Origin of the sequence: Bacteroides zhangwenhongii (genome assembly GCF_009193325.2) — a bacterium.
Lineage (GTDB): Bacteria > Bacteroidota > Bacteroidia > Bacteroidales > Bacteroidaceae > Bacteroides > Bacteroides zhangwenhongii.
The window spans coordinates 2169561-2189192 of the sequence record NZ_CP059856.1 but is presented as its reverse complement, the minus strand read 5'-3'; the positions used below and the strand labels follow the sequence as shown (position 1 = coordinate 2189192).

Annotated in this window: 16 protein-coding genes; all 16 read left to right on the top strand. The window is 40.3% G+C overall.

What is annotated here, in order from left to right; translation table 11 throughout:
• Positions 1-16: 16 nt before the first annotated feature.
• The 16 genes from GD630_RS08910 (at position 17) to GD630_RS08835 (ending at position 19632) form a co-directional block, all read left to right on the top strand.
• Positions 17-1150 carry an OmpA family protein gene (locus tag GD630_RS08910; protein ID WP_182505740.1) on the top strand — a complete coding sequence of 378 codons (1134 nt, stop codon included), beginning with the start codon at positions 17-19 and terminating at the stop codon, positions 1148-1150.
• A gap of 202 nt (positions 1151-1352) precedes the next feature.
• Positions 1353-2426 (top strand): STM4015 family protein, encoded by a 1074-nt coding sequence (locus GD630_RS08905; RefSeq protein WP_143866365.1) that lies wholly within the window; start codon positions 1353-1355, stop codon positions 2424-2426.
• 3 nt (positions 2427-2429) lie between these two features.
• A complete protein-coding gene (locus GD630_RS08900) occupies positions 2430-3440 on the top strand; it encodes an STM4014 family protein (protein ID WP_143866363.1) in 1011 nt (336 codons plus the stop codon).
• Positions 3427-4281: an STM4013/SEN3800 family hydrolase gene (locus GD630_RS08895; RefSeq protein WP_004297058.1), complete on the top strand. Its 855-nt coding sequence runs from the start codon at positions 3427-3429 to the stop codon at positions 4279-4281. The genes GD630_RS08900 and GD630_RS08895 overlap by 14 nt, the downstream gene beginning before the upstream one ends.
• On the top strand, positions 4278-5555 hold the full coding sequence (locus GD630_RS08890) for an STM4012 family radical SAM protein (RefSeq protein ID WP_143866361.1): 1278 nt from the start codon (positions 4278-4280) through the stop codon (positions 5553-5555). The genes GD630_RS08895 and GD630_RS08890 overlap by 4 nt, the downstream gene beginning before the upstream one ends.
• 11 nt (positions 5556-5566) lie before the next feature.
• Positions 5567-7132 (top strand): STM4011 family radical SAM protein, encoded by a 1566-nt coding sequence (locus tag GD630_RS08885; protein ID WP_143866360.1) that lies wholly within the window; start codon positions 5567-5569, stop codon positions 7130-7132.
• A 236-nt stretch (positions 7133-7368) separates the two neighbouring features.
• Entirely contained in the window at positions 7369-8733 is a 1365-nt protein-coding gene (locus tag GD630_RS08880; RefSeq protein WP_143866358.1) for an MATE family efflux transporter, read from the top strand.
• Between the two features lie 19 nt (positions 8734-8752).
• Positions 8753-9631: a helix-turn-helix domain-containing protein gene (locus tag GD630_RS08875; RefSeq protein WP_143866356.1), complete on the top strand. Its 879-nt coding sequence runs from the start codon at positions 8753-8755 to the stop codon at positions 9629-9631.
• 92 nt (positions 9632-9723) lie between these two features.
• On the top strand, positions 9724-10146 hold the full coding sequence (locus tag GD630_RS08870) for a pyridoxamine 5'-phosphate oxidase family protein (protein ID WP_182505739.1): 423 nt from the start codon (positions 9724-9726) through the stop codon (positions 10144-10146).
• Positions 10147-10838: 692 nt separating this feature from the next.
• A complete protein-coding gene (locus GD630_RS08865; RefSeq protein WP_143866354.1) occupies positions 10839-11159 on the top strand; it encodes a helix-turn-helix domain-containing protein in 321 nt (106 codons plus the stop codon).
• Positions 11160-11162: 3 nt separating this feature from the next.
• Positions 11163-12425 carry a type II toxin-antitoxin system HipA family toxin gene (locus tag GD630_RS08860; protein WP_143866352.1) on the top strand — a complete coding sequence of 421 codons (1263 nt, stop codon included), beginning with the start codon at positions 11163-11165 and terminating at the stop codon, positions 12423-12425.
• Positions 12426-12751: 326 nt separating this feature from the next.
• Positions 12752-12970 carry a helix-turn-helix domain-containing protein gene (locus tag GD630_RS08855; protein WP_143866350.1) on the top strand — a complete coding sequence of 73 codons (219 nt, stop codon included), beginning with the start codon at positions 12752-12754 and terminating at the stop codon, positions 12968-12970.
• A gap of 6 nt (positions 12971-12976) precedes the next feature.
• Positions 12977-14314 (top strand): DNA phosphorothioation system sulfurtransferase DndC, encoded by a 1338-nt coding sequence (gene dndC / locus GD630_RS08850; protein WP_143866348.1) that lies wholly within the window; start codon positions 12977-12979, stop codon positions 14312-14314.
• A complete protein-coding gene (locus tag GD630_RS08845) occupies positions 14311-16365 on the top strand; it encodes an AAA family ATPase (RefSeq protein ID WP_143866346.1) in 2055 nt (684 codons plus the stop codon). Before dndC ends, GD630_RS08845 begins: the two co-directional genes overlap by 4 nt.
• A gap of 77 nt (positions 16366-16442) precedes the next feature.
• Complete coding sequence (locus tag GD630_RS08840; protein ID WP_238482909.1) at positions 16443-17684, top strand: IS110 family RNA-guided transposase; 1242 nt, start codon at positions 16443-16445, stop codon at positions 17682-17684.
• Between the two features lie 367 nt (positions 17685-18051).
• Positions 18052-19632, top strand: a complete 1581-nt coding sequence (locus tag GD630_RS08835) for a DndE family protein (RefSeq protein WP_143868551.1) — start codon at positions 18052-18054, stop codon at positions 19630-19632.

Genomic DNA, 19632 nt, shown 5'->3' with positions numbered 1-19632 from the left:
ATAATATTTTAAACTTATGATTATGAGAAAATCTATTATTCTATTAGCTTTTGTATTGGGTGGATTTACAGCAAATGCCCAATCTGTCGTAGAAGGTACAAAATTAACGGACAACTGGTCTGTAGAACTAAAAGCGGGTGCGGTAACTCCTCTCACCCATAGTGCTTTTTTTAAAGGGATGCGTCCCGCGTTCGGAATTGGAATATCGAAACAGTTAACTCCCATTTTCGGATTAGGGTTTCAGGGTATGGGATATGTTAACACGACCCAAAGTAAAACAGCTTTTGATGCTTCGGATGTCAGTTTATTGGGTAAGGTGAACTTGATGAATCTGTTTGCTGGTTATAACGGTACTCCTCGTCTCTTTGAGGTGGAAGCGGTAGCCGGAATGGGTTGGTTACACTATTACGCAAGTGGTGATGGAGACGAAAACTCTTGGTCTACCCGCTTCGGATTGAACCTGAATTTTAATTTAGGTGAAAGTAAAGCATGGACAGTGGGGCTTAAACCAGCCATCGTATATGATATGCAAGGTGGCTTCCCGGAGTCAAAGAGCCGTTTCAATGCTAACAATGCAGCGTTTGAGTTGACAGCCGGATTGACATACCACTTTAAGACAAGTAACGGAACACATCATTTTGCGAAAGTGAAAGTGTACAATCAAGCGGAAATTGATGGTCTGAACTCTTCAATCAATGCGCTTCGTTCGGAAGTGAATAGCAAAGACGGTGAAATCAATAATGCTACCCAGCGTATCAACGGATTGCAAGAAGAGCTTGAGGCATGCCGCACAAAGGTTGTTCCGGTTGAAACTGTAGTACAAACCGCTCGCGTACCGGAGTCTATCATTACTTTCAGACAAGGCAGGTCATCTGTTGACGCATCACAGCTTCCTAATGTAGAACGTGTAGCGTCTTATATGAAGAAACACGCTGATTCTAAAGTGGTTATTAAGGGATACGCTTCTCCGGAAGGTAGTGTTGAAGTGAATGCCAGAATTGCCGCAGCACGTGCAGAAGCTGTAAAAACGATCTTGGTCAACAAGTATAAAATCAGTGCATCTCGTATCACTGCCGAAGGTCAGGGTGTAGGCGATATGTTTACTGAACCGGATTGGAACCGTGTAAGTATATGTACTATTGAAGATTAAACTGATATATTACAGAAATAGAATAATGAAGGCTGCCCCAAAAAGGCAGCCTTTGTTGCATATCTTGGGTTGTATTTTTGAATACTCTGAAAGTTTAGTAGACAGATTTCTTTGTACATTACATAAAATGGTTATTTTTGCAGGTATTGTTCATGCGCGTTCTGTGTTGAGTGTGCAAATATCAACCATTAAAAACTGTATTATGAAGAGAGTATTCGTTTTTCAAGATTTTAAATCGCAGAAATTCTGGAGTATAGATGTAGTCGGAACAGATGTTACTGTAAATTATGGTAAGTTGGGAACCGACGGACAAACACAAGTGAAAAACTACGCAACGACTGAAGAGGCTGAAAAAGCAGCCGACAAGCTGATTGCTGAAAAGACCAAAAAAGGGTATGTGGAAACTGCTGAAGAAACTGCACGTGAAATGAAAGTGGAAGCCAAGAAATATACTTTGAGTTACGATGAGTATGAAAACAATGTGAATCTTCTGGATAAGATATTGAAAGATAAACATCTCTCTGAATATAAACAAATAACAATCGGTTGTTGGGATTATGAGGGTGACGACTGTTCTGCCTTATTACAGGGAATGATTGAAAATAAGGAGAAGTTCGCACAAATAGAAGGCTTGTTCTGGGGAGATATTGAGCAGGAAGAACAGGAGATTTCATGGATTGAACAAGCTGATATTAGTCCACTGCTCGATGCCATGCCTAAATTGAAGGATCTGAAAATCAAAGGAACCAATAATCTGCGTTTGGGAAAGACTTCACGGCCGGAGTTGCGGTCACTGGAAATTATCAGTGGTGGCCTGCCTACTGAAGTGGTAGAAGATATTCTTGGTTCTGATTTCCCCAATCTGGAAAAACTGATTCTGTATGTTGGTGTGGAAGATTATGGATTTGAAGCTAATATTGAGATATTCCGTCCGTTGTTCTCCAAAGAACGTTTCCCGAAGCTGACTTATTTGGGGATCGTCAACTCTGAAGAACAGGACAAGATTGTAGAAATGTTTCTGGAGTCGGATATTCTTCCCCAACTTGAAACAATGGATGTTTCGGCCGGTACTCTCAAAGATGAAGGTGCCCAATTATTGCTGGATAATATGGATAAGATCGCTCATTTGAAATTTATCAATATGCGCTACAATTATTTGAGCAAGGATATGAAGAAACAGCTGCAGAATCTTCCTATGAAAATAGATATTGCTGAAACTGAAGAGGCGGATGAATATGATGGTGAATTGTGGTATTACCCGATGATTACAGAATAGGAGATGCAGATAATCGTTGTCAGCAACTCTCTGTCCAAACGTATAGAATACTTTATTGAAGCAGGCAAACACTTGCAGACGGAAGTTCGTTTTATGACTTACGGGGAACTTTTTAACCGCTTGCCGCAACTACGGCAGGCAGTTATCAAACTGGAACCTTGTGTAAGCGATGAAACGGATTTCCAGAAATATGCGCTGTTGAATCAGGCATATAAGGAAACACTGCAACGTTTGGGTGAGATGAGGCTATCTGATGACGTGTGCTTTTTGAATACTCCCCATGCTTTGTTACGTGCTCTTGATAAAAAGGAGACTAAAGGAGTGCTGGTGGACAGAGGTTTGAGAGTGACTCCGATGTTACCTTCTCCCCATTCTTTTGATGAGTTGAGAGAGCTTCTTGCCGGTTGTGGTAGAGGATGCTTTTTGAAACCCCGTTACGGTTCGGGGGCGGGAGGCATTATGGCTGTTCGCTATCAACCCAACCGGAATAAATGGGTAGTCTATACTACCTTGCAACAAGTGGATGGAGTCATTCATAACACCAAACGTATCCACCGTTTGACTACGGAAAAAGAGATGATCCCGTTGGCGGAAGCAGTGATGCAAACAGAAGCTATTTTAGAAGAATGGATTCCTAAAGAGCAGTTGCAGGGAGAGAATTATGATCTCCGGGTAGTGTGCCGGGAATCTGAAATTGATTATATCGTTGTGAGATGTAGTAAAGGAAGCATAACCAATCTGCATCTGAACAATAAGGCACATTGGTGGAACGAGTTGTCTTTGCCGGAAGTAGTGCGGCAACAAATCTATTTTCAGTGTCAGGAAGCGGTTCAATCTTTGGATTTGCAGTATGCCGGAGTGGATGTCCTGATGGAGAGAGGAACAGATATTCCTTATATAATAGAAGTCAACGGACAGGGAGATCATGTGTATCAGGATATGTTTGCTCATAATTCTATTTATATTCAACAGATAAAAAACATAAAAAAGAGATATAACCATGCAAATAGATGAACTGCCGGCTGGCGAACAGACCCAAAATCCGGATCTGGATATGAATCAGGTGGTGGGTACTCATGATATATTGATGCTTTGCTTTGATACCTTGCGTTATGATGTCAGCAAGGAGGAAGAAGCGGCAGGAAGAACACCTGTACTGAACAGTCACGGAGGAGAATGGGAAAAAAGACATGCGCCGGGAAATTTTACTTACCCGTCTCATTTTGCCATCTTTGCAGGATTTCTGCCTTCTCCGGCGGAACCTCATTCGCTACGCAGCCGTAAGTGGTTGTTTTTCCCTGTGCAAGCTGGTACGGGACGTATTCCGCCTGCGGGAAGTTATCCGTTTACGGAAGCGACTTTTGTGCAAAGCCTTGCCAATGTAGGTTATGAAACGATTTGTATAGGAGGGGTGAACTTCTTCAGCAAGCGTAATGAACTGGGGCGTGTGTTTCCCGGTTACTTTACTAAAAGTTATTGGCTGCCGACCTTTGGATGCACGGCACCCGATAGTACTGAAAAACAAATTGATTTTGCGTTGAAGAAACTCGAAAACTATCCGGAGGACAAACGGATTTTTATGTATATCAATTTTTCTGCTATTCATTATCCGAACTGTCATTATGTGGAAGGCAAAATGAAGGATGATAAGGAATCACACGCTGCCGCGCTGCAATATGTCGACAGTCAGTTACCCCGTTTATTTCAGGCCTTTCAGAAACGGGGAAATACGCTGGTGATTGCTCTTTCCGATCATGGCACTTGCTATGGAGAGGATGGATATGAATATCATTGCATATCTCACGAAACGGTTTATACAGTCCCTTACAAACACTTTATTTTAACGAAAAAATGAATCAACCGCTACCACGATATGTAGACTATATGTATAGTTACCCACATAAAACTGCTTATCGTTCTTTTCCGTCCCCGGTTTCGCTGGTTCCTTACCTGAAACAGGTGGAAGGACAGAAAGCATCGCTTTATTTCCATATTCCTTTTTGCAGTCATAAATGTGGATATTGCAATCTGTTTTCTCTGCAAACAAATCGTGCGGATTATATCGCAACTTATTTGGAAACTCTTCACAAGCAGGCGCAACAGTTGTCTCCACTCACCGCCGGACTGACATTTGATAGTTTCGCCATTGGAGGAGGCACACCGTTGCTTCTCACTGTTCCTCAACTGGAATACTTACTGGATACGGCTGCCTTATTCGGAGTGCATCCTTCACATACCTTTACTTCCGTAGAAACATCACCGGAATATGCCGATCCTGCCCGTTTGGACTTGTTGAAGCAAGCAGGAGTGGCTCGTGTGAGTATTGGCGTACAGAGTTTCCTCGACGAAGAATTAACAGCTTTAAAAAGACGTCCCCGGCAAGACATGATTAATCAGGCGCTGGAGGCTATCCGGAAGAGGCAATTCCCGTTTTTTAATATTGATTTGATTTACGGAATCAAAGGACAAACTGTAGCCAGTTTTCTTTATTCATTGGAACAGGCTCTTCTGTTTCAGCCTAACGAACTCTTTATCTATCCGCTATATGTACGACCGGGAACGGCTATCACGGAGCGGGAATCCGATGGTGTCTGTTTTCAGATGTATTGTGCCGCTTGTGATTTGTTGAAAGACAGAGGATTTCTACAAACTTCGATGCGGCGTTTTATTCATCATCCGTCTACTGATGCGGAAATCTCATGTGGGGATGAGGTGATGCTGTCGTGTGGCTCCGGCGGACGCAGTTACCTGGGTAATTTGCATTATGCCACCCGGTATACTGTTTGCCAGCGTTGTATTGCCGGAGAGATAGATGATTATATGGGCACTACTGATTTTACAGTGGCTCGTAATGGATTTATTCTTTCGCAGGAAGAACAGCGACAACGTTTCATCATTAAAAATCTGATGTATTACATGGGGCTTGATAAGGCCGAATATAAGCGTCGCTTTGGAGAATCACCGGATAATGTGCCGTTGTTCCGACAGTTAGCTGAACGGCAATGGATAGAAAATACGGATAACGGTCGTATTTGTCTGACTTCCGAAGGAATGGCATACTCCGATTATATTGGTCAGTTGTTCATTACTCCTGAAATAAGAGAACTGATGGAAACTTATTCTTATTGAACGAAATAGAAATGGAAAACGAAGGCTCTTTACTTTCCTTCAGGCGTATATATTATCGCGGCAAATTGAATAGCTGCAACTATACCTGTTCTTATTGCCCTTTCGGCAAGAAGTCGCATCTGGCAGATACGACCCGGGATGAACAGGCATGGAATCGTTTTATAGCAGCTATTGAACAATGGAAAGGGGAGCCGTTGCAGTTATTTATTATTCCTTACGGTGAAGCATTGATCCATCGTTATTATCGGAAAGGAATGATGCATTTGGCAGCATTGCCACAGGTGGCTGGAATTTCCTGTCAGACTAACCTTTCTTTTCCGGCCAAACACTGGCTTGATGAGATTCGTGTGACTCCCACTGTGATAAGTAAGATAAGGCTCTGGGCCAGTTTTCATCCTGAGATGACTTCGGTAGAGAAATTTGCGCATCAGATTCATATACTCCATCATGCGGGAATACAGGTATGTGCCGGAGCGGTAGGAAATCCCTCTGCAAAGGCCGTACTCAATGATTTACGGAATACTCTCTTGCCGGATATTTATTTATTCATTAATGCAATGCAGGGGTTAAGGGCACCATTAAGTCAGGAAGATATTCAGTTTTTCAGTCAACTGGATAATCTTTTTGAGTATGACTTGAAGAATGCTCCGGCACAATGGGAAGTTTGTGCAGGAGGAAGAAACAATTGTTTTATCGATTGGAAAGGGGATATGTATGCTTGTCCCCGAAGCCGGGTGAAGATTGGTAATTTTTATCAAGGTGATGGAGCTGTTCTGCCGCTATCTTGCGAGAGGAAAGTTTGTGATTGCTATCTTGCGTTCAGTAACCTGAACAATCACCCTTTACATCGAATCATGGGAGAAGGGGCGTTCTGGCGAATACCTGACAAGCCACTTATTACGACTGTTTTCTTCGATGTGGATGGAACACTGACTGATTCACAGGGAAAAGTTCCTGAAAGTTATGCTAACGCTTTGCGATATATGGCACAGTCCGTTTCCTTATATCTTGCGACTTCTCTGTCAATGGAGCAGGCGAAGAAAAAGCTGGGAAAGGCTCTTTTCGATTTATTCAGGGGAGGAGTGTTTGCAGATGGAGGTTTATTATCTTATTCGGGCCAGATCAGGTGTTTGCCGGTGAAAGTATATCCGGAGGTATATGGAGAACCGGCAAAAGTCACTATTCATAGTTATGAAGGAGTGGTTTACAAGTATAGTATATTGGTACGTGATAAAGAACAGAGAGAAGCTATTCTTACCCGGTTGAAAGAGAATCCCTGCCAGGTCTTTCATAAAGCTCCGCTGATAACAGTCATTCATCCTGAAGCAAGTAAAAAAGAGGGGGTGCTTCAGTTATGTAAGGCTTTGACTTTATCTTTTGAACATACTTTAGTTGTAGGAAATTCGTTAAAGGACTGGCCGATGATGTCCGTGGTTTCTCATTCTTGTGCCGTAATGAATGCGGAACCCTTATTAAAAGAACGCGCACGTTATACGCTGAATCCGGATCGGTTGGCAGCTTTCTTTCGTTTTTCTAACGGAGATCCTATAGATCAAACCTCGTCTGATAATAGTTGATATATAGCTAGTTACATCTCCATAAGAAAATAAAAACCGGTTAAAACTTGGTAATTATGAAAACAAAGCCCATATTTGCAGCCCTGAAATAGGGACAGGCATAAAAATCCTCATCGGAGGGTGCTATAATAATAATTATAGTGCTGGATAAGATGAATGGTGCAAATCATTCGCTTGTCCGGCACTTTTTTATGTTGTAACAAAATAAGATAAAGAGGAAAAGTATCGAAGAAACTATGAAAGAGTTAGATTTGACACAAGGAAGCGTACCGAAGGTATTGTTGCTGTTTGCAGTACCTTTTTTAATTGCTAATGTGCTCCAAGCACTTTATGGCGGGGCTGACCTCTTCGTTGTCGGACAATATGATGATTCGGCAAGTGTGGCAGCCGTAGCTATTGGTAGTCAGGTGATGCAGACAATAACAGGTATTATTCTGGGTATTACTACCGGAACAACCGTACTGATTGCTATTGCTACCGGAGCCAAAGACAATCGGAAAGTAGCTTTTACAATCGGGTCTTCCGTATGGTTGTTTTCAATAACCGGCGTAGTGCTAACTTTGGTCATGGTACTTTTCCATGGTCAGATAGCAGAACTGATGCATACTCCCGTCGAAGCTATGGCAGATACGAAAAACTATATTTTGGCATGCTCTCTGGGTATTCTGTTTATAGTGGGATATAATGTTGTATGTGGTATTTTGCGTGGATTGGGTGATTCTAAAACACCGCTTTATTTTGTCGGGCTGGCATGTGTGATAAATATAGTGCTCGATTTTATATTGGTCGGTTATTTCCATTGGGGAGCTACAGGAGCGGCTATTGCTACTATATCTGCACAAGGTGTCAGCTTTGGAATAGCACTCTGGTTCTTGTACCGGCACGGATTTTCTTTTGACTTTTCACGGAAAGATATTCGATTGAACCGGAATCTGTCTAAAAAGATCATGGTGTTAGGAGCGCCTATTGCTTTGCAGGATGCTTTAATCAATGTTTCTTTTCTGATTATCACGGTCATTGTCAATCAGATGGGAGTCATTGCATCTGCTTCCCTGGGTGTTGTTGAGAAAATCATCGTGTTTGCTATGCTGCCTCCAATGGCTATATCATCGGCTGTGGCAACCATGACTGCACAGAACTATGGAGCGGGGCTTATCAAGAGAATGAATAAATGTCTGGCTTCGGGGATTGGGATTGCTCTTGTTTTCGGTGTGTCGGTTTGCGTGTATTCGCAATTCCTGCCGGAGACTCTTACTGCTTTCTTTACAAAAGATGCTGCTGTGGTGGCAATGGCGGCAGATTATTTGCGAGGGTATAGCATCGACTGTATCGTGGTTAGTTTCGTGTTCTGCATTAATTCTTATTTCAGCGGACAAGGAAACTCGTTATTCCCGATGATTCACAGTCTGATAGCCACTTTCCTGTTTCGTATACCGTTGTCATACTGGTTCAGCCAGATAGATAGCTCGTCGCTGTTTATCATGGGATTTGCTCCACCCATTTCAACGGTCGTTTCATTATTGATTTGTATCTGGTATTTACGATATACCCAAAGGAAATTATATTTGAGAGGCACAATGATGCCTGCTATGTCGAATTAGGTGTTTTTAAGTGGCTAAAATGAAAAACTCAATACCTCGATATACTTTTTATAAGCATAAGTATGGGAGTGAACTTTTGGTCGATGTAGTAGAACTGAAGTATGTGAAGAAGTTCCTGGCTAAAAGTACTGTCCACACTCTCAACTATTATGATATTACTTTCATAACAGAAGGTAAGGGAGCTTTTGCAGTCGATAACCAAACCTATGAAGCAATTCCATGTGACGTCCTTTTCTCTAAACCGGGGGAAATCCGGAACTGGGATACTCATCATATCATCAATGGGTATGCTCTGATTTTCGAAGAAGAGTTTTTGTCTTCCCTCTTTAAAGATTCTTTGTTTGTACGGCATCTTTCGTTTTTTCAGATAGGAAGTTTTTCATCGCGACTGCATTTGTCTGATGAGCTTTATACACGCATACTTGAAACCTTGCATGATATAAAGATGGAGATTGATTCGTATCAACAGGGCGATGTACACGTTTTGAGAGCATTGCTTTATGAAGTCCTGATGTTGCTGGACCGTGCTTATCTTAAAATGACTTCGATGGAGGAGGGCAGAAACAGGGAAGTTTCCAATAATCATGTAAGTAAATTCATGAATTTGGTTGCGATACATGCAAAAGAGCAACATTCGGTTCAATATTATGCGGATAAGCTCTGCATTACTCCTAACTATCTGAATGAGATGATAACTTCGACCATGGGGGGCAGCGCAAAACAATATATTCAGAACAAGGTGATGGAAGAGGCTAAGAGGCTGCTTGTTTATACGGACTTTCCTATAGCTGATATTGCATTTGAACTCTGTTTTTCAACGGTTTCTTATTTTATCCGTAGCTTCCGGCAGCATACGGGAGAAACTCCGTTATTGTATCGTAAAGCGCATAAACCGTAAAAAGTGCTATTTCTACCTTTCTTTTTATTGCATTGCTTTCCTGGTATTTCTCTACTTTCGCATCAGATAATAAACCAATAATAAAAAGTAAAATGATGAGAGATGCGGAAAAAACAGTAGGCAACATGATTGATAAGCTGAAAACAGCTTTTATCGGTTCGATAGACGGTGAAGGATTTCCTACCATCAAAGCGATGCTGCAACCTAGAAAAAGAAAGGGGATAAAAACGATTTATCTGACAACAAATACTTCGTCCATGCGTGTGGCGCAATACCGGGAGAACAACCATGCATGTATCTACTTCTGTGATACGAGATTCTTTAGAGGGGTCATGCTACGCGGTATGATGGAGGTCTTGACGGATAGTGCCAGTAAAGAGATGATCTGGCAGGAGGGAGATACCATGTATTATCCGGATGGAGTGACGGATCCTGATTACTGTGTATTGAAGTTTACTGCTGTTTCAGGACGTTTCTATAGTAATTTTAAATCGGAAGATTTTGTGGTCGGATAGTGTGTAAGTGCCCTCTTGTTATAGTAGTTCCGAAATGTTCAGAGTTGTTTTGGCTGTTTTACTTGCCGATGCAGCATATTAGACTGATTGACTACCAATAATTTACGACTTAAAAGATAGAAGACTCAAAAATTCACTTGTTTTTTTGCCGAAAATTGAAGATTTAACACTTTTAACCTTAGTTTGTCTTCAAACGGAGAGAAAAAGAGGGAAATCGCCCTTTTAGTCCTTGTAACCCCCGGTTCACAAAGATAAGACATATCGGTGATTATTTCGCCGATTGTGGCAGCAAAATCGTAGATAGGTTCACGATATTTTAGCTTGTTATTACAGCCAAAAGAAGAAGTCGGCAAATATGGTTCGTTTGGGCGTAGCCATCTCTTTTCTTCCCTTTTTTAGCTTTACTTTAATGTGCGTATATACGAATACGGGGATAAAGTAAAGTTATTTTTTCTGTTGTCAAGTAAGATGATATTTCAATATAATATTGCAATGTTGCTTATTTATCTAACGAATAATATTTTATTTGTTGATGGGTTTATATGGCATTTACGAATAATATAATAGCAGTTGGTCTTAGAGGACTGTTGAAAATGGTGTATGTGCATGTATGGTACCTCTATATTTTACCTGTAATATATCATTAAATAAATAAAAATAATTATCTTTGCATATTATATGATGTATTGACTATGGCAAAGAATACAATGGGCACTAAATTACCTCGAAAATTGGAGCAAAAGATGTCGGTAGTGGGAGAGCAGATAAAATTGGCTCGCTTACGTAGGAATCTGAGTGTAGCTCAAGTGGCTGAACGTGCCACCTGTTCTCCATTAACCGTATCCCGAATAGAGAAAGGCGTACCGACAGTTGCAATCGGCATTTACTTGCGTGTTTTGTATGCCTTACAGCTTGACGATGATATTCTGTGGTTAGCCAAAGAAGATAAATTGGGGAAAGCGTTACAGGATTTGAGTTTGAAGACACGGGAACGTGCATCAAAAAAGGAGTAGGCGATGAAGAAGTTATATGTATATGCTGATTTTGACTGGCTGAAAGAGGTTGAACTCATTGGCGAGTTGGGCTACGAATCACTTCGTGGCTCGGATAGCTATTGCTTCACGTTTAGCGATGAATGGTTGAAAAAGCATGGCGATTTGTTTTTGAGTGAGGACCTGAATAATTATCCGGGACAACAATATACACAACCGGAGAAAGATATATTCGGATGTTTTTCAGATGCCTTACCTGATCGATGGGGACGTACTCTATTATTGTGCCGTGAGCAGCTTGCAGCAATGGAAGAAAAACGACCTGTACGACGTTTATCTTCATTCGATTTTTTGACCGGTATTGATGACTTCTCCCGAATGGGAGCTTTCCGCTTCAAGGAAAATCCCGAAGAAGAGTTTATAAACGTGAGTGAGTCGTTGAAAATTCCACCTCTGACGGATATTAGAGAATTGATTGCAGCCAGTGCTGAGATTGAGAAAAGCGAAGATGATAACGTGCTACCTAACAGAAAGTGGATTGTACAACTTGTTCAACCGGGTTCCTCATTGGGCGGTGCAAGACCCAAAGCCAGTGTAATTGATACGGACAAAACACTTTATATAGCAAAGTTCCCTTCACGCAAAGATGATTACGATGCCGGACTGTGGGAACATTTCAGCCATCTTCTTGCTATAAAAGCCGGTGTAAATGCAGCGAAAACAAAAATTATTGCAACGGGCGAAAAATATCACACCTTGCTTTCGGAACGTTTTGACAGAACCAAAGATGGAAAACGGATTCATTTTGCTTCCGCAATGACTTTGTTGGGGTTGAATGACGGAAATAATGCGACTACTGGACATGGCTATTTGGATATAGTTGACTTCATCATTCAGAATTGTACGGATGTCGAGTGGAATTTACAAGAACTCTATCGCCGTGTGGTTTTCAATATCTGCATTGGTAACAGTGATGACCATTTCCGCAATCATGGTTTTCTTTTGACTGCAAAAGGTTGGACACTCTCCCCTGCATACGACATGAATCCCACTCTGAATGAATATCAAAGTCTGCTTATCTCGTCTACTTCTAACAAAGCCGATTTGAACATTTTGCTTGATGCCTATGAAGACTATATGCTTAACCGAAAAACTGCAGAGAAGATTGTTTCAGAGGTGATTGAAGCGGTGAAAGGATGGCGAGAATTGGTTGTACGATTGGGCATGTCTAAGCGGGAGATGGATGTGTTTGCTGGAGTATTGGATGAACGGCATAAGAGGGAGTAGCAATCCAGATGTTCCAAATTGCCAAACGAAAATGCGCCAAATTTCCAAATATGGCAAGGTAAGGATTTGATTTATATGTAATTGTGTGATAAGAAGCGATTGGGGCTTGATATTATGCTGCACGAACATAATGTTTGTACAGCATAATTTTTTGAAAAAGTAAATTCATTGATGGAATAGATAAAACGGCACATGTGTTCTTTTGCATATCTTTATGCTAACTGTAGTTATTCCTTTAAATGATGTTTTTGTTGCTTATCTACTTGGCTATATGGGAAATTAGATGTATCTTTGTTGGCAATATAACGAGTATAATTTGAATACTGATGTCGAACAATCAACAAATAGTAATGAATAGAATTAAGGCGGTACTTGCGGAAAAGCAAAGAACGAATAGATGGTTGGCAGAGCAAATGGGTAAGTCTGAGAATACAATTTCAAGATGGTGTTCCAATAAGTCGCAGCCGTCTATTGCCCAACTACAAGAAATTGCAAACTTGTTAGATGTTGATATTCGTGTACTATTAAAATCACAGAAAGAGTAATATAAAATGTCGAAACGTATTGAATATATAATAGATGAAATTCTTGACCAGTATGCGTATGCTGATGAGTCTACCCGCCCATGGATTATAGGATTCAGTGGAGGAAAAGACTCAACAGTATTATTAATGCTTGTATGGATTGCACTCGAAAAGCTAAAAGAACTACCGGGACCATTTCAACTTCGTAGACCAATATATGTAGTATGTAATGATACAATGGTTGAAAATCCTATAATTGCATCGTATGTTGACCAAGTCCTTGAACAGATAGAAAAAAAAGCGAGAGAAGAAGACTTGCCTATTTTTGTTCGGAAGACTACGCCTCGATTGGAAGATTCTTTTTGGGTGAATGTTATAGGGAAAGGTTATCCTGTCCCAAACACAGCATTTAGATGGTGTACTGAGAAAATGAAGATTAAGCCTACAGCTCGTTTTATAATAGAACAAGTAGACGAGTGTGGGGAAGCTATAATTTTAATTGGAACAAGAAAAGCAGAAAGTGCAACTCGCGCTCGTTCCATCAAGAAACATGAAATTCATGGAAAGCGACTTACTAATCATACTCTGTTGGCAAATACATATGTCTATGCACCAATCAAAGAATTGATGTTGGAAGAAGTCTGGTATATAATAAATACCATTCCATCTCCCTGGGGATTTGATAACAAAATCCTGTTTAACATTTATGTTGATGCGAGTGCGGACGATTACGAATGTCCAACCGTTGTAACAGACAAGAGTCATGGCTCTTGTGGTCAAAGTCGTTTCGGTTGTTGGACTTGCACTGTTGTGAAGGATGATAAGTCCATGCGTTCGCTTATAAAAAATGGCCGAGAATGGATGCAACCGCTTTATGATTTTAGGTTAAAGCTGGATCAAGAACGGAATATCATTGAGAATCGGTTCCCGTTGCGACGGGATGGGAGAAGAGCCGTGAACGATATGGGACCCTACACTTTCACATATAGAGCGAAAATGTTGGAAGGACTGTTAAATGTTCAACATGAATTGCAACAATATAATCCTGAAATAAAGCTCATTACTGATCAAGAATTGATTGCAATTCAAGTGAATTGGTATCGAGATTTTAACTTTGCACATCAAGTATCAGAAATATATAACAAAATCTATAATTCCTCATTAAATATGGAAGAGGGCAAGATAAAAAACAAATTGGAAGCAGATTTGATGAAAGAAATTTGCCAAGAAAACCTTGAAGAAGGTGAATTGATTGAGCAACTTCTTATGCTTCAGAAAAGCAAGTCACTCATGCAGCGACGCCGTGGCTTGAAAACAGAAATTGAGTCTCGTTTAGAGGAATTTGTAAATAAAAAGAAATCATGACGATACGCGAAATTGAACTTAATAATTTCCGAATTTATAAAGGGAAGAATAAGATTGAACTTTTTCCCGATGGGAATAGAAATCTGATTATCGTCAGTGGTAATAATGGTTTCGGTAAAACAACTTTTCTCATGTCATTAGTTTGGTGCCTATATGGTAAGAACATGGGGAAAGTCGATGAACTATATCGTAAAGAAATTGATGAAAAAGGTGGCTATAGCAAATACATTGGTAATAGCCTCAATTTTGCTGCACAGAAAGAAGGCGAAACACGATTCTCTGTGTCCGTAACATTTACGGATGTAGAAATCCCAGATACACCTTGTACCGAAATAACAATAATTCGTTCATACGATAGTGCAACGAATTACGATGACGAATTAGAAATTTTGATTGATGGTCGAAAAAACGATTTGTTTACGGGGTCAAAAGAGGAAATTGCAAAAGAAGAGGAAATATTTATCCGGGATTATATACTTCCAATAGAGATTGCAAAATTCTTTTTCTTTGATGCCGAGAAGATTGTATCATTTGCTCAAATAAACACTCCGGAACAACGAAAAGATTTAAGTCTAGCATACTCACAAGTTCTTGGCATACAGAAATACGAAGATCTCAAAAATGAGTTGGTCAGAATTCAGGATGATTATAGGAAATCATCTGCTAAACCTCAAGAGAAGCGCGAGTTTAATGGGCTAATCGCAGATATCGATTTTAAAGAAGGAGAAATTAACAGATTGACCGAAGAAATATCTAATTTGGAAGAGGACAGAGTGTTTAAACGTCATAATTCTGCCGAACTTCAATCAAAATTGATTCGTGAAGGCGATATGATGTCAGCCGATGAATTGCAAAAATTGAATGATCGAAAGGAGGAACTTGGCATAGTGTTAAGGGAAGCAGATGACAGCCTTAAAGATTTATACAGTCTTATTCCATTTGGCTTGGCTGGAGGTATTATGGCTGAACTTTCAACCCAATTAGAAACAGAAAAAGCATATAAGCAGAACAAGCTTCAGTTGGAAGGGGTTAATGATAAAACTGATGTCATACTCGGCGATATTGAAGAAGCAAAGAAGGAACTTCATTTCTCAATAGATATAAAGACTAGAGACTTCTACGAGCTTCAAATCAGACAACTCATCAAAAAGCATTTTTACAATGTTTCTGATGAAAGTAAGTTTGAGCACTTCAGTACGTTGCATGACTTTAGTCAAGGACAGATTGATGAATTTACGCATATTATTGCGAAAATCAAAGATAGTAAGTCCTCTTTTGAAAATCTAATTAACAAATACACCAAGGCTAAATCAGAATTATACACAATCGAAAAGAACATTCGAGAGGCTGAGAAAAAGGCAGAGAGCGATTATGTTCAAGATTTGAGAACCCGAAAAGAGAATATCGACCGTCAGATAGATTCTATAGGTATTGAAATCGGAAAAAGACAAAGTAAAATAGAATCACTTAAAGAACAAGTGATTGCTCACAAAAAGCAAAAGGAGATTCTCTCTAAAAAAATAAATGTGTCTGATCAGAACCGCGCAGTTGACAATGAGGCTACGCGCCTAATCAATACGATACAAAAATTCCTTATTCGCTTCAAAGATGAAAAGAAAAAGGCTCTTGCGAAGAAACTAGAGGCAAAACTTCAATCATATTTGCACAAGACCAATCTTGTTAAAAAGGTAATTGTTGACATCAATGGCAATGGCGATGATGTTGACATCTGCCTATTTGGATATGACGACAAGAAAATTGACAATAGCATTCTTTCCATGGGTGAACGCCAGATGTTTGCATCTGCGCTGTTAAGTGCTTTGGTTGATGAAACAGAAATTGATTTTCCTGTTTTCATAGATAGTCCTATGCAGAAATTTGACCCACAACATACAAAGAATGTACTCACGAAGTTCTATCCAAATGTTTCAAAACAAGTGATACTCTTTCCCCTTCTTAAAAAAGAATTGACGGAAGAAGAATATCAATATATTCAACTGATTGTAAATAAATCCTATTTGATAAACAATGAAACCCTCATGACAATTTAGAAGTCGCCAAAGTAAATGAAAATGTTCTGTCGCACGTCTTATTAGTATATCTTAGCATATCACTAATAATGACGATTATGGCAGGGATTCATTTCGATCAGGTTGTATCGCGCGGTTGCGGTATGGACATCCACAAGAAGGTGGTGGTAGCGACGGTCCAAGGCGAAGGGATCTGTAAGGAGACCAAGTCTTTTGACACCTTCACGAGTTCTTTGACACAATTGAGAGAATGGTTGGTATCATTAGGAATCACTCACGTTGCGATGGAGAGCACTGGAGTGTATTGGAAACCGATATACAACGTGTTCGAGGATTACATCCGCAACATCTGGATTGTCAATGCCCGTCACATCAAGAATGTTCCGGGTCACAAGACAGACAAGAACGACAGTGAGTGGATATGCCAGTTGCTAATGGCAGGATTGCTCAAGCCCAGTTTTATTCCCCCTCGTGAGCAGCGCGAGCTTAGGGATCTTACTCGTTACCGCCGCAAGCTGATAGAAACGGTGTCGGCCAACAAGAACCGCATCATCCGTACGCTTGAGGACGGCAATGTCAAGTTGTCCAGCGTTCTGAGCGACACGAGCGGCTCAACTGCGACCAAACTGATAGAAATGCTTTGCGATGGCAGGATTCCGACATTGGCAGACATAGAGTCTGTACGACACAAGCGTTGTCTGCATTCCGCGGAGGAAATGCTTGAGGCATGCACGGGTTATATGAACAGCCACAAGATATACATGCTTCAGAAGATACGTTCATGCAACAGACGGCTCACGGAGGAAATCACGGAGATGGACAGGCATATCAAGGAAATCCTCTCTCCCTACGAAGATGTCATTGCAAGGCTGAGCGAGATACCCGGAGTGCAAAACCGCACCTGCGAGGAACTGATAGCCGAGATTGGTCTTGACATGGGCAACTTTCCTACTGCGGCGCATCTTTGTTCCTGGGCAGGAATGTGTCCAGGCAACAACGAAAGTGCTGGCAAGAAGAAGAGCGGAAGGACGAGCCACGGAGACAAGCATGTAAGGGCTACACTCGTTGAAGCCGCATGGGCTGCCTCACGAACAAAAGGGACGTTCTTCATGGAACGCTTCAACCGACTTGCCCCACGCAAGGGCAACAAAAAGGCGTTGATTGCCGTTGGGCACTCCCTTCTCAAGTGCATACACTATGTGTTGTCAACAGACGGAAGATACAAGGAGCTTGGAGACAGTTATGTGCCTGAGAAGAAAGAGAAGCAACGCAAGGAATACCTGAAAGGTGAGTTAAAGAAACTTGGCTACCATGTAGTCCTGACGAAGAAAAAAGATTAGCCTACACAATATAAAACTGGGGACTGAGTTAATCCAAGGCCGAATTTTACTGGAACATCCCGAGTCCGAAAATGAAACTGGTCCCAACTGCTGAGAGGCAAAGTTTGTGACATTATGAGCACGTGTATGAAAATTCAACATCAACTCAGCAGTATAAATATAAATTGCCGAACATGCCAGCCGCGCACTTGCCCAACAGTGAGTGCTCTCTATTTTTGTGTCATTGGCTCAGAGAATACATAAAAACAAAGTAAAAACAGCCGTTATAAACTAAAACGGCACAAATAATTTTCGTATGAAAAAGATGGATCGCACTTTGTTGAAGTGAAACCAGAAAATCTTTTTGAAGAATATAACAATAGCGGATATGCAAATTAACATCAAAACATCTGGCGAAAACCAAGCCATTGTAACCCAATTAACAAAAAAACTTACTGGGGGTACAAAAGAAAATGTGATAGCTCGTATTGCATTAGGCTATTCTTTGTCTACAGGTAAACGTTTTACTCAACAGGAATTTTCTGCATACGATTCACAAGGAAAAGAATACAAGGACCATATCCTATTTGATGGACAGTATAGAGATTTCTATATTGCCTTAATTTGTCAGGCATATGGAATAACTAAAAATGATGAGCTTATTCCCAAATATATAAAGTTGCATATTGACCATGGATTAGAAAAGATAAATTATCTGTTTGAAAACAATCCACAATATACTTTCTTCGATTTCTTAACAGAATACTTCAGAAAAGGAATTGATTTGATTGAGGATACTCCTGAAAGATTTGATTGTGTTGAAAATCGAAATCAACATATCACAAAAACTACCTTTTCAGGACCAATCCAAATAAAAGTGGGCTATAATATCTTGACAAGAGAGAATATATGTTGCTGTTTCAACGATTCCACTCGTTACAATAATCAGCATATTGCTGTTGCCGGAAAGTCTGGTTCCGGTAAGACTCAATTCGCACTTGAGTTTCTTCGTCAACTATATAAGCAGACGCAAGGGCAAGTCAACTTCTTGTTCCTTGATTTTAAGGGATTGAGTGAGGATGACAAAAACAAAATGAGTGACTTTTTTACAGAAACTCATACAGAATGTATAAATGCGCCTCATACACCATTCCCTTTGAATCCCGTTTCATTCATTGACAATGTTAACGAAAAGAACAAACTGGTAGGTATAAATAAGTTTGTTGACATTATTGCTAAATACTCCAATATCGGCAAGAGGCAGCAACAAACACTAAAAGATGCTACCAAAGAAGCGTTTATTCAACATAAAGACGGTAAGCATCCTTCATTGAAGGAAATTTATGATTTGGTAATTGAATCGGTTGGCGATAACCGTGACACTCTTACTGAAATTATGGAACGTCTTAGTGAATATGAACTCTTTGCGTCAAGAGTTAATGATCCAAGTATCTTCCTAAATAACAATTATTATTTTTCTCTATCAGGTGAGCTGGATAGTACGGTTCGATTCACGTCAATCTTCCTCATCATTAACTACATCTTTAATGTGTTCACAAATATGGGTGGCACAGAAGTCATTGATGGTAACCGAAGCATGCGTTATGTGTTAATGATTGATGAAGCTCACGATTTATTCCGAGAAAAAAAGTCTTTGGAGATTTTGGAAGTTTTACTTAGAAAAATTCGCTCATATGGAGTCTCTATAGTTCTTCTCTCTCAAGGTATATCAGAGTATAATCAAGGTAATTTCGATTTTTCACAAGAATGTGAAACTGCATTCCTATTGCCGATAAACGACCTTAACAACACAAAAGCTATAAACAAATTCCTTGGCCTAAGTGAAAAGGATGGATCTCGAACTATGCGGAATCTTGAAAAATTAGATAACGGGCAATGTGTATCTAATATTAAAGAGTTGCAAAAAGGCGATTTGTTTGAAGTTGTACAATATTGGAAAGAAAAGTAG

Bases quoted from the DNA above. Each gene is read 5' to 3' on its own strand.
- GD630_RS08875 (WP_143866356.1), top strand. From the start codon at position 8,753: ATGAAAAACTCAATACCTCGATATACTTTTTATAAGCATAAGTATGGG.
- GD630_RS08905 (WP_143866365.1), top strand. From the start codon at position 1,353: ATGAAGAGAGTATTCGTTTTTCAAGATTTTAAATCGCAGAAATTCTGG.
- GD630_RS08885 (WP_143866360.1), top strand. From the start codon at position 5,567: ATGGAAAACGAAGGCTCTTTACTTTCCTTCAGGCGTATATATTATCGC.
- dndC (WP_143866348.1), top strand. From the start codon at position 12,977: ATGTCGAAACGTATTGAATATATAATAGATGAAATTCTTGACCAGTAT.
- GD630_RS08835 (WP_143868551.1), top strand. From the start codon at position 18,052: ATGCAAATTAACATCAAAACATCTGGCGAAAACCAAGCCATTGTAACC.
- GD630_RS08910 (WP_182505740.1), top strand. From the start codon at position 17: ATGATTATGAGAAAATCTATTATTCTATTAGCTTTTGTATTGGGTGGA.
- GD630_RS08870 (WP_182505739.1), top strand. From the start codon at position 9,724: ATGATGAGAGATGCGGAAAAAACAGTAGGCAACATGATTGATAAGCTG.
- GD630_RS08865 (WP_143866354.1), top strand. From the start codon at position 10,839: ATGGCAAAGAATACAATGGGCACTAAATTACCTCGAAAATTGGAGCAA.
- GD630_RS08890 (WP_143866361.1), top strand. From the start codon at position 4,278: ATGAATCAACCGCTACCACGATATGTAGACTATATGTATAGTTACCCA.
- GD630_RS08900 (WP_143866363.1), top strand. From the start codon at position 2,430: ATGCAGATAATCGTTGTCAGCAACTCTCTGTCCAAACGTATAGAATAC.
- GD630_RS08860 (WP_143866352.1), top strand. From the start codon at position 11,163: ATGAAGAAGTTATATGTATATGCTGATTTTGACTGGCTGAAAGAGGTT.
- GD630_RS08855 (WP_143866350.1), top strand. From the start codon at position 12,752: ATGTCGAACAATCAACAAATAGTAATGAATAGAATTAAGGCGGTACTT.
- GD630_RS08895 (WP_004297058.1), top strand. From the start codon at position 3,427: ATGCAAATAGATGAACTGCCGGCTGGCGAACAGACCCAAAATCCGGAT.
- GD630_RS08845 (WP_143866346.1), top strand. From the start codon at position 14,311: ATGACGATACGCGAAATTGAACTTAATAATTTCCGAATTTATAAAGGG.
- GD630_RS08880 (WP_143866358.1), top strand. From the start codon at position 7,369: ATGAAAGAGTTAGATTTGACACAAGGAAGCGTACCGAAGGTATTGTTG.
- GD630_RS08840 (WP_238482909.1), top strand. From the start codon at position 16,443: ATGGCAGGGATTCATTTCGATCAGGTTGTATCGCGCGGTTGCGGTATG.